The organism is Bradyrhizobium sp. 147, assembly GCF_023073935.1.
Classification (GTDB): Bacteria; Pseudomonadota; Alphaproteobacteria; order Rhizobiales; family Xanthobacteraceae; genus Bradyrhizobium.
In genome coordinates this window covers 42,540-58,072 of the sequence record NZ_JADPKL010000089.1, presented here as the reverse complement: position 1 = coordinate 58,072, position 15,533 = coordinate 42,540, and the positions used below count along the sequence as shown (strand labels likewise).

Here is a 15,533-nt window from a genome sequence, read left to right as displayed (position 1 = left end):
AAGCCTTCGCCCAAACGAACGCTGATTCCGCGGTACGATCCCTCGCCTCACCTCGCCGCCGACATCAACTTGTCTCCGCACGCGCTCGCATAAAACTTGCCGCCGCATTGGCGCTTGATGGCGGCGCAGCGTGCTGCTGACGTTGCGTTTTGCGGGAGGGAGACGGCGCAACTGAGGCCATCGGCGCTGCGGCCCGGCCTGCCGGCGGCGGAGGCGGCGGTGGAGACGGTGATGCAGACGACGAGCAAGGTCGCAGTGGCGATTTCGATCAGCAGTCTCATCAGAGGTCTCAACGGTCTCCTCCATAGTGATGGCTGAATTGGCCTGCATTCTAGCAGCAAATCCGTGTTTCTCCGTGCTCGTCCGGGTTCCCAAGCCGGCGCGTTCCTTGCATAAGTTTAAGCCAGCGCAGTGCACGGCCGCACCAGTGACGGTTCCGGCGCAGAAGCAAGACGCGTAGGGTGAGTGTTCAGTCGACCAGGAAGTGAAGGCCTTGCAAGATCAATCGTTCCAGCCGAATTTTCCCGCTCCCGGACAGCCTATCGACGAGCTCGCGCTGGCTGAGATCAAGGGCGCGATCCTCGCCAAGCTGCGCCTTGCCATCGGCAAGGACGCAGGCATGGCGACCCGGCACGATTGGTACCAGGCCGCAGCGCTCGCGCTGCGCGACCGCATCGTGCATCGCTGGCTGAGCGCGGAGAAGCTGAGCTACGATGCCGGGCGCAAGCGCGTTTATTATCTCTCGCTCGAATTCCTGATCGGCCGCCTCTTCACCGACGCGCTCAACAATATGGGGCTCCTGAAGATCTTCGAGGTCGCGCTCGGCGACCTCGGTGTCTCCCTGCCCGAGCTGCGCAAATGCGAACCGGATGCGGCGCTCGGCAATGGCGGCCTCGGCCGGCTCGCCGCTTGCTTCATGGAGAGCATGGCGACGCTGTCGATCCCTGCGATCGGCTACGGCATCCGCTACGATTACGGCCTATTTCGCCAGATCATCAATCAAGGCTGGCAGCAGGAATATCCGGACGAATGGCTGAGCTTCGGCAGTCCCTGGGAATTGCAGCGGCCGGAGGTGATCTACGACATCAATTTCGGCGGCGCCGTCGAGCATGTCGACGATAAGGGCCGCGACCGCGCCATCTGGCATCCGGGCGAGACCGTGCAGGCGATCGCCTACGACACGCCGATCGTCGGCTGGCGCGGCCAGCACGTTAACGCGCTCCGCCTGTGGTCGGCGCGCTCGCCCGATCCGCTCAGGCTCGATGCCTTCAACAAGGGCGACTATGTCAGCGCCAGCGCCGAGCAGGCGCGCGCGGAGGCGATCTGCAAATTCCTCTATCCGAACGACGAGAGCCCGGCGGGCCGCGAGCTGCGGCTGCGGCAGGAATATTTCTTCGTCTCCGCCTCGCTCCAGGATCTGGTGAAACGGCACCTCGCCTCCGACGGCCAGCTGCGCAGCCTCGCCAGCAAGGTCGCGGTCCAGCTCAATGATACTCATCCGAGCCTTGCGGTCACCGAGCTGATGCGGATCCTCGTCGACCTGCATAATTTCCGCTGGGACGAGGCCTGGAAGATCACCGTCGCCACGCTCTCCTACACCAACCATACACTGCTGCCCGAGGCGCTGGAGACCTGGCCGGTCGAGCTGTTCGAGCGACTCTTGCCGCGGCATCTGGAGATCATCTACCGCATCAACGTGCAGCATCTGGCGCTCGCGGAAGCGCGCTGCCCCGGCGACATCGACTTCCGCGCTTCGGTCTCGCTGATCGACGAGAAGAGCGGCCGCCGGGTGCGCATGGGCCAGCTCGCCTTCGTCGGCTCGCACCGCATCAACGGCGTCTCGGCGATGCATTCCGACCTGATGCGCGAGACCGTGTTCCACGATCTCAACCATCTCTATCCCGGCCGCATCACCAACAAGACCAATGGCATCACCTTCCGCCGCTGGCTGATGCTGGCGAACCCGAAGCTGACCGATCTCTTGCGCGAGACCTGCGGCGAAGCCGTGCTCGACGATCCCACCCAGCTCAGCCTGATCGAAGCTCGCGCCAGCGACGTCGAATTCCAGAAGAAATTCCGCGCCGTCAAGCACGCCAACAAGGCGGCGTTGGCGCGGCTGATCGGCGAGCGGCTCGGCATCAAGGTCGATCCCGGCGCGCTGTTCGACGTGCAGATCAAGCGCATCCACGAATACAAGCGCCAGCTCCTCAACGTCATCGAGACGGTCGCGCTGTACCAGTCGATCAAGGACGATCCCAACGGCAATTGGGTGCCGCGGGTGAAGATCTTTGCCGGCAAGGCGGCGGCGAGTTACCGCTATGCCAAGCTGATCATCAAGCTGATCAACGACGTCGCAGAGGCCGTCAACAACGATCCCGCTATCAGCGGCAAGCTCAAGGTCGCCTTCCTGCCCGACTACAATGTCAGCCTCGCGGAAGTGATCATTCCCGCGGCCGATCTGTCCGAGCAGATCTCGACCGCCGGCATGGAGGCCTCCGGCACCGGCAACATGAAGCTGGCGCTGAACGGCGCTATCACCATCGGCACGCTCGACGGCGCCAATATCGAGATCCGCGACCATGTCGGAGCTGAGAACATCGCAATCTTCGGCTTGGAGGCCGGCGACGTGATGATCCGCCGCAAGCAGGGCCTGGATGCGTCCGACATTATCCGCAACTCGCCGAAGCTCCAGCGCGCCATCAATGCGATCGCGACCGGCGAATTCTCGCCCGGCGATCCCGGCCGTTTCGAATCCATCGCGCACGCGCTGCGCTATCTCGACCATTACATGGTCAGCGCCGATTTCGATTCCTATTATGAGGCGCAGCGCGCGGTCGATGCGCGCTGGCAGGTGGCGCCGGCCTGGACGCGCGCCTCGATCCTCAACGTCGCGCGCATGGCGTGGTTCTCGTCGGACCGTACCATCCGCGAATATGCCGAGGAGATCTGGAACGTGCCGGTCAATCCGACCACGCCGCTGCTGCCAAATCTGCGCGACGTCGCAGGCTGATTTTCCGCGACGTGAAATCGGCGTTACCTGCGAGGTTATTGCATCGGGCGCTGCGGATGATGATATGGTCGTCATCATCTCCAAGGCGTCGATATCGAGGCCGCTACCTCAAGCGCCGTCATTGCGAACGCAGCGAAGCAATCCAGAATCCCTAGTCTCGATTTGCTTCGCTGCGCCCGCAATGACGTTGGTGAGACACCGAGGACCAACAATGCACGCCAAGCTCCCGCACCCCTTCGATGACGCCACCCGCGTCAGCGCCGGCGACTCCAGTTGGCTGGGGCATACCAGCGACGATTATTGGGCCTTTGTCGGCCCGTTCGGCGGCGTCACTGCCGCGACGATTTTGCGCGCGCTGATCGACCATCCGGACCGCGCCGGCGATCCGCTCGCGCTCACCGTCAATTACTGCGCGCCGATCGCCAAGGGTCCGTTCGATCTCGACGTGCGCCTGGTGAAGGCCAATCGCTCCAGCCAGCATTGGAGCGTCGAGCTGAGCCAAGGCGGCGGCGGCGTGGCAACGCTCGCCACCGCGGTGTTCGCCGAGCGGCGACCGTCCTGGGAGCAGAGGGTGGCGAAGTGCCCGGATGCCAAACCGTTCGAACAGACGCTGCCGTTTCCGAAGATCTCGGCGTCCTGGGCCAACCAGTATGAATTCCGCTTCGTCGAGGGCGAGATGCGGATCGGCCCGCCGCAGACCGAGCCCGCCAGCACCTATTCGAAAATCTGGATCAGCGACCGCACGCCGCGCAAGCTCGACATGCTGTCGCTGATGTCGATGTCGGACGCCTTCTTCGGCCGCATCTTCCACGCACGGCGCGAGCTGGTGCCGTTCGGCACGGTATCGCTGACGACCTATTTCCACACCGATGCCGAAGAGCTTGAGGCTGAGGACATCACCCGCGTGCTGGCGACGGCCGATGCGAAGATCTTCCACAAGAGCTATGGCGACCAGAACGGCGAACTGTGGTCCCCGAACGGACGGCTGCTCGCGACTACGACGCAGATCGCTTATTTCAAGGCGTAGCTGCTTCCGCAAAACTCGTCATTGCGAGCGCAGCGAGCAATCCAGACTGTCTCCGCGGAGAGATTCCTGGATTGCTTTGCTGCGCTCGCAATGACGCTGGAGAGATATCGCGTAAGCAAAAAGGGCGGCCTCGCGGCCGCCCTTTGCATTCCAAGGCGCGAGGCCTACTCCGCCGCGAGCTTCAGGTCGGGCGCGGCTGCGCGCACTTCGGCGTCGACCTGGGCTTCGAACTTGGCGAAGTTCTTCTGGAACATGCCGACCAGCGCGCGAGCGGTCTTGTCGAACTCGTCCTTGTCCTTCCAGGTGTTGACCGGGTTGAGGATCTCGGCCGGTACGCCCGGCAGCGCGGTCGGGACCGCAAAGCCGAAATATTTGTCGGTGCGGAATTCGACGTTGCGAAGCGATCCGTCGAGTGCGGCGGTCAGCAGCGCGCGCGTCACCTTGATCGGCATGCGCGAGCCGACACCATATTTGCCGCCGGTCCAGCCGGTGTTGACCAGCCAGCAATCGACATTGTGCTGGGCAATCAGCTCGCGCAGCATGTTGCCGTAGACGGATGGATCGAGCGGCAGGAAGGGCGAGCCGAAGCAGGTCGAGAATTCCGGCTGCGGCTCGTTGCCGAGACCGCGCTCGGTGCCGGCAACCTTGGCAGTGTAGCCGGACAGGAAGTGGTACATCGCCTGCGCCGGCGAGAGCTTGGCGATCGGCGGCAGCACGCCGAACGCGTCGGCGGCGAGCATCACCACGTTCTTCGGCTGCGGCGCGCGGCCGGTGTGCGAGGCGTTCGGGATGAAATCGAGCGGGTATGCAGAACGCGTGTTCTCGGTCTTGGAGCCGTCGTCGAAATCGACGATGCGGGTGTCCTCGTCGAGCACGCAGTTCTCGAGCACTGCGCCGAAACGCGTCGACGCCGCGTAGATCTCGGGCTCGGCTTCCTTCGACAGCTTGATGCACTTGGCATAGCAGCCGCCTTCGAAATTGAACACACCGTTCGGGCCCCAGCCGTGCTCGTCGTCGCCGATCAGGGTGCGGTTCGGATCGGCCGATAGCGTCGTCTTGCCGGTGCCGGACAGGCCGAAGAAGATCGCGGTATCGCCCTTGGCGCCGACATTGGCCGAGCAGTGCATCGGCATCACGCCGCGCTCGGGCAGATAGTAGTTCAGCGTGGTGAAGACCGACTTCTTCATCTCGCCGGCATAATAAGACCCGCCGATCAGGACAATCTTGCGGGCGAAATCGATTGCGACGACGTTCTCCGAGCGGCAGCCGTGACGTTTAGGATCGGCGCGGAAGCTCGGCATGTCGATGATGGTGAGCTCCGGCACGAAGGTCGACAGCTCGATCGCCTCGGGGCGGATCAGAAGCGTGCGGATGAACAGCGAGTGCCAGGCGAGCTCAGTGAAGACGCGCGTCTTGATCCGATAGGCCGGATCGGCGCCGCCGTAGAGATCCTGCGCGAACAGCCTCTTGCCTTCGGCGTGCTTGAGGAAATCCTGGTAGAGCGTCTCGAACTGCTCTGCGGTGATCGACTGGTTGCCGGCCCACCACATCTTCTTGTCGGTGGTGGCGTCACGCACCGTAAACTTGTCCTTCGGGCTGCGGCCGGTGAACTCGCCAGTATCGGCGCAGAGTGCACCGTCCGCTGACAGCACCGCCTCACCCGCGGAGAGCGAGTACTGATAGAGTTGCGGCGCACCGAGGTTCCAGTGAACCTGCTTGAGATTCTTTAAACCGAATTTATCGGCGCCGAAGGCACCGTTGCGCACGCCCGTCTCTTGCACGAAAAAGTCCTCCTAGAACCCGCGACACTCAGCGCGACCAAGCTTTGGCACCATCGCGGTCACCGTGAATAATAGGCCCGTTTGGCCTCGGCTGGAACGACCTAATACTGATGAACGCTGGCGTTGCCAAGCTGATCCCGTAGGATTTGGTTTATTCAAAGACCGCGCCAAACGTCGCGCATGTCAGCTCTGAGCAAGCGCATCAAAAAGTCCGAATGATCGCGCAACCAAACGCGCGTTCGCGGGTTACGTCAGGTTATTGCGACGCACAATGCCGAGTTGGCTTCCCATCTTACCTCGGCTTTGCCGATGCGTGCGAACCGCTCCCACATCGCGGGTAGGCATTGCGGTGACGAGGCGGCATCGAGATAAGTCAGCATCACACGCGCAAGGCTTTGCCGCGACCGATCTTCGGTAGTTCTTGTTGACGTGGTCAAACGCGTGGCCGCTTCCGAATTCACCGCTCAATGCGACACAAGAAGCGCGCAGGCACCGGCATAGAAGAACGAGCGCGCCAATCCCGACCGGGCCTCGGCCCGGCTTGTCGCCCGCGATGTGTTGCAGGTCGACAGCACAATCCGGTCCGCATTGAGCTTGAGCTGGGTGACTTCGCTCGCAGTGAGCAGGCCGTCGTCGAGCTCCGATGGCTGATCGGGATCAAGAGTGCAAGCGAGGGCTCACCGAGTCCTTTTGATGTCGCAGCGAAAAGGCCGTGGGTAGCAAAGTTGATGATGCCATCTTGAGCAAGCGCTGCACGCTCGAGCGTCGTTTCACTGGCGTCGCAGCCGAGGTGGATGTCGGCATCCGTCGCCGACATCGCTCGCCACCGCGTTCAACTCGGCGGTATTCGGCAAGCACCCATGAGCGGGTTGATCCACGCGCCCGCCGCGGCAAGACTTCCTTTCTGGGCAAGGGCTGGCGTGGTGATCAATGCGCTCGCCGCGGGCGCGAGGTCTGCGATCAGCGCCGGCCGATTCCATCTTGCGAGCACCATTCTCGCTGCGCCGTCGGACCGATTACGGTCTTGGATCGCAGCGATGAGCCGCGACGTTCAACGTGTTGCGCCTTGGTCCAGCTTCTTGCGCGCGTCACCGGCGAGGCGGACCAGCATCTTGCGCAGTGCCGTGCCATCCGTCACCCGCTCCGGGAACTCCAGCCGGAGCGCGGTCTGATCCATTTGCATGTCGAGACCCTCCGGATCGCAGCCGGTGCAGCGCCAGTCACCCTCGGGCGCGCCGAGGAGCCTCGTCGCATAGAGGTTCATGGCGTCGCGATGGTCGGCATTCATGTGCTCCACGGCGCCCTGTTCCGCCGCCAGGAGATCCTCGGCGCCGGTGAGGTCCGTGAGGAACTGCTCAGGCTTGAGGTCAACGATCCGGCCGAAGCCGGCGACCAGATGGGCTCCCGTGGGCCGGATCCGAAAGAAGGAGAAATCCTTAAACGAAACAAAGCCTTCCGCCGACGGATGGGCATTGAGATAGCGCCGCTGAAGCAAGTCCTTGTCGGCGTCAGCCTGCTCGGCCCGGCCGGACAGCATGATCCGGGCCCCTTCCAGGGGATCGCCGGCCGCGCGCTCGTCCAGCATCAGCGAGACCCTGCTGTCCGCCAGGATGTTCCTGGTGTGCACGGCGAGGCGCGAGATCAGCAGGATCGGTGAGCCATCGGGGTGGCTCGCCAGATTGACCAGGGAACAATAGGGATCGCCGCTGCCGGCCATCAGGGTCGCCAGCGCCCCCTGCCGCGGCCGTCGCAGCAGCGATTTGGCGAGTTTCGCGGGGTCGAAATCCGGGGTCGGTTGCATCGGCTTTCTCGGGTCGGGTGGTTGCAAGAGAGGCCTTTTCTCGGGTAAACGGGGGTCAGGTTATGGGTCGAGATGCGGCGAATCTGCCGCGTTTCGTGGAACTTGGTCACACTTCAGCCCAGCTTGCATTGCTCGGTGACAAAGTTCGAATGCCGATTTCGGCACCCATGTATGCGGCGCATCACTGGATTGCTCGCCGTTTCAAGCCACGACCCAAAACGGAAAGCAGAAAGCAGAGGCTCATGCCCACAATCGCTTTGGTCGACGACGACCGCAACATTCTCACATCCGTCTCGATCGCGCTGGAAGCCGAAGGCTACCGCATCATGACCTACACCGACGGCGCTTCCGCACTTGACGGTTTCCGCACCACCCAGCCCGATCTCGCCATCCTCGATATCAAGATGCCGCGCATGGACGGCATGGAGACGTTGCGCCGTCTCAGGCAGAAGTCCGACCTGCCGGTGATCTTCCTGACGTCCAAGGACGAGGAGATCGACGAGCTGTTCGGCCTCAAGATGGGCGCCGACGACTTCATCCGCAAACCGTTCTCGCAGCGCCTTTTGGTCGAGCGCGTCAAGGCGGTGCTGCGCCGCTCGGCGCCGAAGGACCCGACCGTCGCGCCGAAGGAGAACGACGCCAAGGCGCTCGATCGCGGCCTTTTGCGCATGGATCCGGAACGGCATACCTGCACCTGGAAAAACGAGCCGGTGACGCTGACCGTCACCGAATTCCTGATCCTCCAGGCATTGGCGACCCGGCCCGGCGTGGTGAAGAGCCGCAATGCGCTGATGGACGCCGCCTATGACGACCAGGTCTATGTCGACGACCGCACCATCGACAGCCACATCAAGCGGCTGCGCAAGAAATTCAAGGTGGTCGACAACGAGTTCGAGATGATCGAAACGCTCTACGGCGTCGGCTACCGCTTCAAGGAAGCCTGAGACTCGCGCAGTTTCACGAAAGAGGAGAGCATCGCTGGTTCTGATTCCATCGGAACCGGGATGGCTCTAGGATGCGGGGACCTTCTCAACGAGCTGTCCTAACGCGGGCGTAAGCATTGCTTGACCGAACGCAGCCTGATCCAAACCAGAGCGCCGAGGATATCGCATCCGACGGCGTTCCGGAGCACGTTGCCGAAGACAAGCCGCAGGGCTGGCGGCCGCTGAACTGGCTGAAGCGCGCCGGTCAGTTCTTCTTCGCGCTGTCCTTCTCGAGCCTGACCCGCCGCATCGTCTCGCTCAACCTCGCCGGCCTGGTCGCGCTGGTCGCCAGCATCCTGTATCTGTCGCAATTCCGCGCCGGCCTGATCGACGCGCGGGCGCAGAGCCTGCTGGTGCAGGCCGAGATCATCGCCGGCGCGATCGCGGCCTCTGCGACCGTGCAGACCAACGCCATCACCATCGACCCCGACCGGTTGCTCGATCTCAAGCCAGGCGAGACCTATGGCGGCTCGGACGAATATTCGCCGCTGGATTTCCCGATCAATCCGGAGCGGGTGGCGCCGGTGCTGCGCACGCTGATCTCGCCGACCAAGACGCGCGCGCGCATCTACGATCCGAACGGCAGCCTGCTGGTCGACAGCCGCAACCTCGAAAACGTGCTGCGCTACAATCTGCCGCCACCGGCCGAGAAGCCCGGCATCGTCGAGCGCGGCATGGTCGCGGTGCGAACCTGGCTGAACCGCGGCGACCTGCCGCTCTACCGTGAGCTCGGGCCCGAGAATGGCAATGGCTACGCGGAGGTGGGCGATGCGCTCCACGGCCAGAAGCGCTCGATGGTGCGGGTCAACGCACGCGGCGAGGTGATCGTCTCGGTCGCGGTCCCCGTGCTGCGCTCGCGCGCAATCCACGGCGCCTTGATGCTTTCGACCCAGGGCGACGACATCGACCAGATGGTCACTGCCGAGCGCCTCGCCATCCTGAAGGTCGGCGGCGTTGCCGCAGCGGTCATGATCATGCTGTCGCTGCTGCTTGCCAGCACGATCGCAGGTCCGGTGCGCCGGCTCGCCGACAGCGCCGAGCGCGTCCGCCGCCGTATCAAGGCCCGCATCGAGATTCCCGATTTCACCCGCCGCCGCGACGAGATCGGCCACCTCTCGGGCGCGCTGCGGGACATGACCAGCGCGCTCTACAGCCGTATCGAGGCGATCGAGATGTTCGCCGCCGACGTCGCCCATGAACTGAAGAACCCGCTGACCTCGCTGCGCTCGGCGGTCGAGACGCTGCCGCTGGCGCGCAACGAGACCAGCCGCGCACGCCTGCTCGAGGTGATCGAGCACGACGTCAAGCGGCTCGACCGTCTGATCTCGGACATCTCCGACGCCAGCCGCCTCGATGCCGAATTGCAGCGTCAGGATGCGATCCCGGTCGACGTGCGCCGCCTGCTGACGACACTGGTGTCGGTCGCCAACGAGACCAAGCTCGGCCACGACGTCGCGGTCGAGACCCGCTTCGAGGGCCGCGGCCCGACCGACACGTTCTCCGTGACCGGTCACGATTCGCGGCTCGGACAAGTGGTCTCCAACCTGCTGTCCAACGCGCAATCCTTCTCGGAAGCCGGCAGCAAGGTGCGCCTCACCTGCCGCCGCGTGCGCGGAGAGATCGAGATCGTGGTCGACGACGACGGGCCCGGCATCCGCGAGGACGCGCTGGAGCGCATCTTCGAGCGCTTCTATACCGATCGTCCGCACCAGGGCTTCGGCCAGAACTCCGGCCTCGGGCTGTCGATTTCCAAGCAGATCGTCGATGCCCATGGCGGGCGGATCTGGGCCGAGAACCGCGCAGGCCCGCTGGATGCCGAAGGCGCGCCGACGGTCGCCGGCGCGCGCTTCGTGGTGAGGCTGCCGGCGCTATGAGCGACGGCAGCCCCAGCGTGCACGCCTCCGCCGTCAAGGTCGGGACTTTTGCCGTGCTGATCCGCGGTCCCTCCGGCTCCGGCAAGTCGCGCCTTGCCTTCGATTTGATCATGGCGGGCCGGTCAGGCCTGATCGAAAGGGCCGTTCTGGTCGGAGATGACCGTGTCCATCTGGCGACAGTCGGCCATGAAATTGAAGTCCGCCCCGCTCCGGTCTTGGCTGGCCTGATCGAGATCCGGGGCTTGGGAATTCGCCGCTGCGACTTCGTGGAGCACGCGATCGTCGGCCTCGTGGTCGATCTGGACGCACCGGATGCCGAGCGTCTGCCTGCGACAGAATCGCTGAAAGCCAGCATTTCTGGTGTCGAAATACCGCGCATCCCGGTCGAGCGCGGCTATTCGCCCCTCCCGCTGGTTGTCGCGGCCTTGACCACTACCAAGAGTTCATCTTCCGTTAACCCCTCAGGCGATTGTTTGAAGGGAAATGGTAACCATATGAACCGCACTATCGCGACCGAGTAGACCGGCGCAGCTTCCCTCATCCATCCGTCTAGGTTCAGGGAGATACGCAACATCCCCTCTTGCGCGGGGGCTCTGGATGGTCAAAGTGGCGCGTTCGTGCGGTGCACCAAAAGCGCCCGCGAGGAGTTTTCCGATGATTGGTCTAGTACTTGTGACCCACGGGCGCCTTGCCGACGAATTCAAGGCAGCGCTTGAGCATGTCATGGGCCCACAAAAGCAAATCGAAGCGATCACGATCGGTGCCGAAGATGATTCCGATCTCTGCCGAAGCGACATTATCGAGGCGGTTAACCGCGTCGATTCCGGCGACGGCGTTGCGATCCTCACCGACATGTTCGGCGGCACGCCGTCGAACCTCGCAATATCCTGCATGAGCCGGCCGAAGGTCGAAGTGCTCGCGGGCATCAACTTACCCATGCTGGTGAAGCTCGCCAAGGTGCGCGAGGAACGTCCGCTGCCCGACGCGATCGCGATGGCCCAGGAAGCGGGCCGCAAATACGTCACCATCGCCAGCCGCGTGCTCGCCGGCAAATGAGCGACGACGCGCCGCAAGCCGCAGCGGGCGTGCCCGCAGGCGCGATCTCCAAGGAGCTCCTGATCATCAACAAGCGCGGCCTGCACGCCCGCGCCTCGGCGAAATTCGTCCAGGCCGTCGAGCGCTTCAACGCGCAAGTGTGGGTGACGCGCGGCGGTGAGACCGTCGGCGGCACTTCGATCATGGGCCTGATGATGCTTGCCGCGGGTCCTGGCACGACCATCACGGTCGCCGCGGCCGGCGAGGAAGCCGAAGCGGCGCTCGCGGCGATCACCGAACTCGTCGAGAGCAAGTTCAACGAGGAAGGGATTTGAGCCAAGCGCTCGACGCCGGGTGGGCAAAGGCGCAATGCGCCGTGGCCACCATCTCTCTCATCGTGTGCTGAAATTGATGGGCACGCTTCGCGTTGCCACCCTACGATATCCCGATCACTTTCCCGGCGGCACGATGTAGACGTTCCAACTCATCGCCGGGCCGGCCTTGCCGTGGGTGAAGCGGCGCGTCGTCATCACCATGCGCTCGGCATTCGGCGCGATCGCCGACACCCATTTCTCGAACGCGAGCAGGCGTTCGTCGGTCGGATCGAACACGCCGATGAAGCCGTAGGTCTTGACATCGTCGAGCGAGGTCAATCCCGACGCCCAGGCTTCGTTCGGCGTGAACGGGCTGGGGTGATCGGGGCTGTAGAACACCATCGGCTGAATGGTCTCCATCGTACCGGCAACGACCGCCCAGCGTGAGGCAAAGCGCGCGTGCCAGGCCTGCGTCAGCTCGCGCGCGAGCTCCGAACGCGCGCCATAGGTTGCGGTATTGCCGGCATTGGCCGCCATCTCGCGCGCGGCGATCCACGGCGAGGCCGCGAGCGTGGCTGCGCTGAGCACGAGCCAGATCGCGGCGATGTTGAACAGCACAGAGCTCTGCACCCGCAATGCGGGGATCGCGACCAGCGCCAAGGGCACCAGGAAGAACAGCGAGATGCCCCAATCGGTCTTCATGTAGATGCTGAAGGCCAGCGCGCCGAGCGGCGGACCGAACGCCACGATGATCTGGATGATCCAGATGTTCAGCGCCTGCGAGAGGTTGACGCCCGGGTTGACCCCGCGCGCCCAGGCCCGCGTGACGATGCGCGACGGCGCCCGCACCAGCAGCGTGAGCCACGGCGGCGCCAGCGCCATGGCGAGCGCGGCCAGCGCGACCGGCAGGGCCAGCAGTGCCAAATTATGCAAGACGTAGCCCGCGACGAGCTGATGCACCTGGCTCGAGTCCTGGAGGCTGTAGGTGTCGCCGGCATAGGTCAGCGGCACGAAATGCGCATCCGCCAGCCAAACGAAGTGCGGGATCATCGCCACCGCCATCGCCGCGACCGCGACCCATGGCGCCGGCGACGACAGGAAGCGCAGCCGCTCGGGATGGATCAGCGCGGCAAGGCCGATGGCGCCGATCATGGTCAGCACCCAATATTTGGTCATCAGCGCCAGCGCACCGGCAAGCCCGAGAAGGATTCCGGATTGCCAGCTCCGCTTCGCGAAGGCGTTGAGGTAAGCGAGCACGAGCAGCGGCAGCGTGACGAGCTGGAGCAGATCCGGATTGTACTTGAAACCCTTGAAATTGAAGATCGGATAGAGAGCGATCATCACCATGACCAGGAACGCGCGCCGCGCGTCGACCACGCGCAAGGCAACCATCCAGCAGACCACCATGCCGATACTGACGGTCGCCATCGCAAGCGCATAGGTCGCCCAATCCGCCGCCGGAAACAGCTTGAACCAGAGGCCGACGACCCAGCCCGACAGTGGCGGATGCTTGCCGTAACCCCACAGGAATTTCTGGCCCCAAGCATAAGCTTCTGCGACGTCCATGTGAACGTCCTGCGCCGCCTTGAGATTGATCAGGATGAAGGTCCAGAGCACTGCATGCAGGATGGCGAGCTGGATCACCAACCAGAGGCGGGCCTCGGGCCGGATCGCGCAGGCAACCAACCAAGCCCGGAAGCGGGCATAGCTCACCCGGGTCTTCGCGCGCGCTTTGGCAGAGGGGATCGAAGTCGTCGACATGAGCGGTTGCCTAGCGTGTTTTGGCCGATCGTGGAATGAGCTTGGCGTGAACAAAGGCCCTGAAAATACAGCAATATGGTTGCCGCACGGGGATGTGAGTGGTATCCCGCGCCCATGACGACCGTCCCCATTTCCAACATCCGCAATTTCTCCATCGTCGCCCATATCGACCATGGCAAATCGACGCTGGCCGACCGCCTGATCCAGATGACCGGCGGCCTGTCCGACCGCGAGATGGCGGGCAAGGAGCAGGTGCTCGATTCCATGGACATCGAGCGCGAGCGCGGCATCACGATCAAGGCGCAGACGGTGCGGCTCCAATACCGCGCCAAGGACGGCAAGGATTACATCTTCAACCTGATGGACACGCCCGGCCATGTCGACTTCGCCTACGAGGTCTCGCGGTCGCTGGCGGCCTGCGAGGGTTCCCTGCTGGTGGTCGACGCCAGCCAGGGCGTCGAAGCGCAGACGCTCGCCAACGTGTACCAAGCGCTCGACAACAACCACGAGATCGTCCCGGTCCTGAACAAGGTCGACCTTCCCGCCGCCGAGCCCGAGAAGATCAAGCAGCAGATCGAGGACGTCATCGGCATCGACGCCTCCGACGCGGTGATGATCTCGGCCAAGACCGGCTTAGGGGTCCCCGATGTGCTGGAAGCGATCGTCACCCGCCTGCCGCCGCCGAAGGGCGATCGCGAGGCGACCTTGAAGGCGCTGCTGGTCGACAGCTGGTATGACGTCTATCTCGGCGTCGTCGTGCTGATCCGCGTCGTCGACGGCGTCATGAAGAAGGGCAGCCGCGTGCGCATGATGGGCACCGGCGCTGCCTACGACGTCGAGCGCGTCGGCTTCTTCACGCCGAAGATGCAGCAGGTCGACGAGCTCGGTCCCGGCGAGATCGGCTTCATCACCGCCGCGATCAAGGAAGTGGCCGACACCCGCGTCGGCGATACCATTACCGATGACCGGAAGCCGGTGACGGAGATGCTGCCCGGCTTCAAGCCGGCGATCCCGGTGGTGTTCTGCGGACTGTTCCCTGTCGATGCCGACGACTTCGAAACGCTGCGCGGCGCCATGGGCAAGCTGCGGCTGAACGATGCCAGCTTCTCCTTCGAGATGGAGACCTCGGCTGCACTCGGCTTCGGCTTCCGCTGCGGCTTCCTCGGGCTGCTGCACCTCGAGATCATCCAGGAGCGGCTGTCGCGCGAGTTCGATCTCAATTTGATCGCGACCGCGCCGAGCGTCATCTACAAGATGAAGCTCACCGATGGCCAGGAGATCGAGATCCACAATCCCGTCGACATGCCCGACGTGGTCAAGATCGCCGAGATCGACGAGCCCTGGATCGAGGCGACGATCCTCACGCCCGACGAATATCTCGGCAGCGTGCTGAAGCTGTGCCAGGACCGCCGCGGCGCGCAGAAGGAGCTCACCTATGTCGGCTCCCGCGCGATGGTGAAGTACGACCTGCCGCTCAACGAGGTCGTGTTCGATTTCTACGACCGCCTGAAGTCGGTCTCCAAGGGCTACGCCTCGTTCGACTATCATCTCACCGACTACAAGCCGGCCGACCTCGTCAAGATGCAGATCCTGGTCAATGCCGAGCCGGTCGACGCGCTCTCGATGCTGGTGCATCGCACCCGCGCGGAAGGGCGCGGCCGCGCCATGGTCGAGAAGATGAAGGAGCTGATCCCGCCGCACATGTTCCAAATCCCGATCCAGGCGGCGATCGGCGGCAAGGTGATCGCGCGCGAGACGGTGCGCGCGCTCCGCAAGGACGTCACCGCAAAATGCTACGGCGGCGACATCACGCGTAAGCGCAAGCTTCTTGAGAAGCAGAAGGAAGGCAAGAAGAAGATGCGGCAGTTCGGCAAGGTCGACATCCCGCAGGAAGCTTTCATTGCCGCGCTGAAGGTGGATAGCTGAGGCGGGCTTAGGCCTGTTTCA

The 15,533-nt window shown here is 63.8% G+C and carries 12 protein-coding genes and 1 pseudogene; 8 read left to right on the top strand and 5 right to left on the bottom strand.

Features of this window, described 5'->3' with window-relative positions:
• Positions 1-47: 47 nt before the first annotated feature.
• Positions 48-281, bottom strand: a complete 234-nt coding sequence (locus IVA87_RS21340) for a hypothetical protein (protein ID WP_247302722.1) — start codon at positions 279-281, stop codon at positions 48-50.
• Between the two features lie 212 nt (positions 282-493).
• Here IVA87_RS21340 and IVA87_RS21335 point away from each other — a divergent pair, with 212 nt between their 5' ends.
• Entirely contained in the window at positions 494-3,010 is a 2,517-nt protein-coding gene (locus IVA87_RS21335) for a glycogen/starch/alpha-glucan phosphorylase (RefSeq protein WP_247334902.1), read from the top strand.
• Positions 3,011-3,221: 211 nt separating this feature from the next.
• A complete protein-coding gene (locus IVA87_RS21330) occupies positions 3,222-4,037 on the top strand; it encodes a thioesterase family protein (RefSeq protein ID WP_247334901.1) in 816 nt (271 codons plus the stop codon).
• Positions 4,038-4,201: 164 nt separating this feature from the next.
• Here IVA87_RS21330 and IVA87_RS21325 read toward each other — a convergent pair whose 3' ends face one another.
• The 3 genes and pseudogenes from IVA87_RS21325 to IVA87_RS21315 form a co-directional block, all read right to left on the bottom strand.
• A complete protein-coding gene (locus IVA87_RS21325) occupies positions 4,202-5,818 on the bottom strand; it encodes a phosphoenolpyruvate carboxykinase (protein WP_247276400.1) in 1,617 nt (538 codons plus the stop codon).
• A 251-nt stretch (positions 5,819-6,069) separates the two neighbouring features.
• A pseudogene (locus IVA87_RS21320) lies at positions 6,070-6,672 on the bottom strand (CHAT domain-containing protein); the annotation flags it as partial.
• Between the two features lie 197 nt (positions 6,673-6,869).
• Positions 6,870-7,619 (bottom strand): DUF2470 domain-containing protein, encoded by a 750-nt coding sequence (locus tag IVA87_RS21315; RefSeq protein ID WP_247302715.1) that lies wholly within the window; start codon positions 7,617-7,619, stop codon positions 6,870-6,872.
• Positions 7,620-7,861: 242 nt separating this feature from the next.
• Here IVA87_RS21315 and IVA87_RS21310 point away from each other — a divergent pair, with 242 nt between their 5' ends.
• From IVA87_RS21310 to IVA87_RS21290, 5 genes are all read left to right on the top strand, one after another.
• Positions 7,862-8,563, top strand: coding sequence for a response regulator transcription factor (locus IVA87_RS21310; RefSeq protein WP_008542552.1), 702 nt, complete (start codon positions 7,862-7,864; stop codon positions 8,561-8,563).
• 116 nt (positions 8,564-8,679) lie between these two features.
• Positions 8,680-10,476, top strand: a complete 1,797-nt coding sequence (locus IVA87_RS21305; RefSeq protein WP_247334900.1) for a sensor histidine kinase — start codon at positions 8,680-8,682, stop codon at positions 10,474-10,476.
• The gene (locus tag IVA87_RS21300; protein ID WP_247334899.1) at positions 10,473-10,997 is read left to right on the top strand and encodes an HPr kinase/phosphatase C-terminal domain-containing protein; all 525 of its coding nucleotides are present in this window, start codon (positions 10,473-10,475) and stop codon (positions 10,995-10,997) included. The genes IVA87_RS21305 and IVA87_RS21300 overlap by 4 nt, the downstream gene beginning before the upstream one ends.
• Before the next feature lie 133 nt (positions 10,998-11,130).
• Positions 11,131-11,532 carry a PTS sugar transporter subunit IIA gene (locus tag IVA87_RS21295; protein ID WP_007597752.1) on the top strand — a complete coding sequence of 134 codons (402 nt, stop codon included), beginning with the start codon at positions 11,131-11,133 and terminating at the stop codon, positions 11,530-11,532.
• Positions 11,529-11,846, top strand: a complete 318-nt coding sequence (locus IVA87_RS21290; RefSeq protein ID WP_247276396.1) for an HPr family phosphocarrier protein — start codon at positions 11,529-11,531, stop codon at positions 11,844-11,846. The genes IVA87_RS21295 and IVA87_RS21290 overlap by 4 nt, the downstream gene beginning before the upstream one ends.
• Before the next feature lie 114 nt (positions 11,847-11,960).
• On the opposite strand, the gene IVA87_RS21285 is transcribed toward IVA87_RS21290, so the two are convergent.
• Positions 11,961-13,586, bottom strand: coding sequence for a glycosyltransferase family 39 protein (locus tag IVA87_RS21285; RefSeq protein WP_247334898.1), 1,626 nt, complete (start codon positions 13,584-13,586; stop codon positions 11,961-11,963).
• Positions 13,587-13,700: 114 nt separating this feature from the next.
• Between IVA87_RS21285 and lepA the strand changes: the two genes are divergently transcribed.
• Entirely contained in the window at positions 13,701-15,512 is a 1,812-nt protein-coding gene (gene lepA, locus IVA87_RS21280) for a translation elongation factor 4 (RefSeq protein ID WP_247276394.1), read from the top strand.
• Positions 15,513-15,533 lie beyond the last annotated feature (21 nt).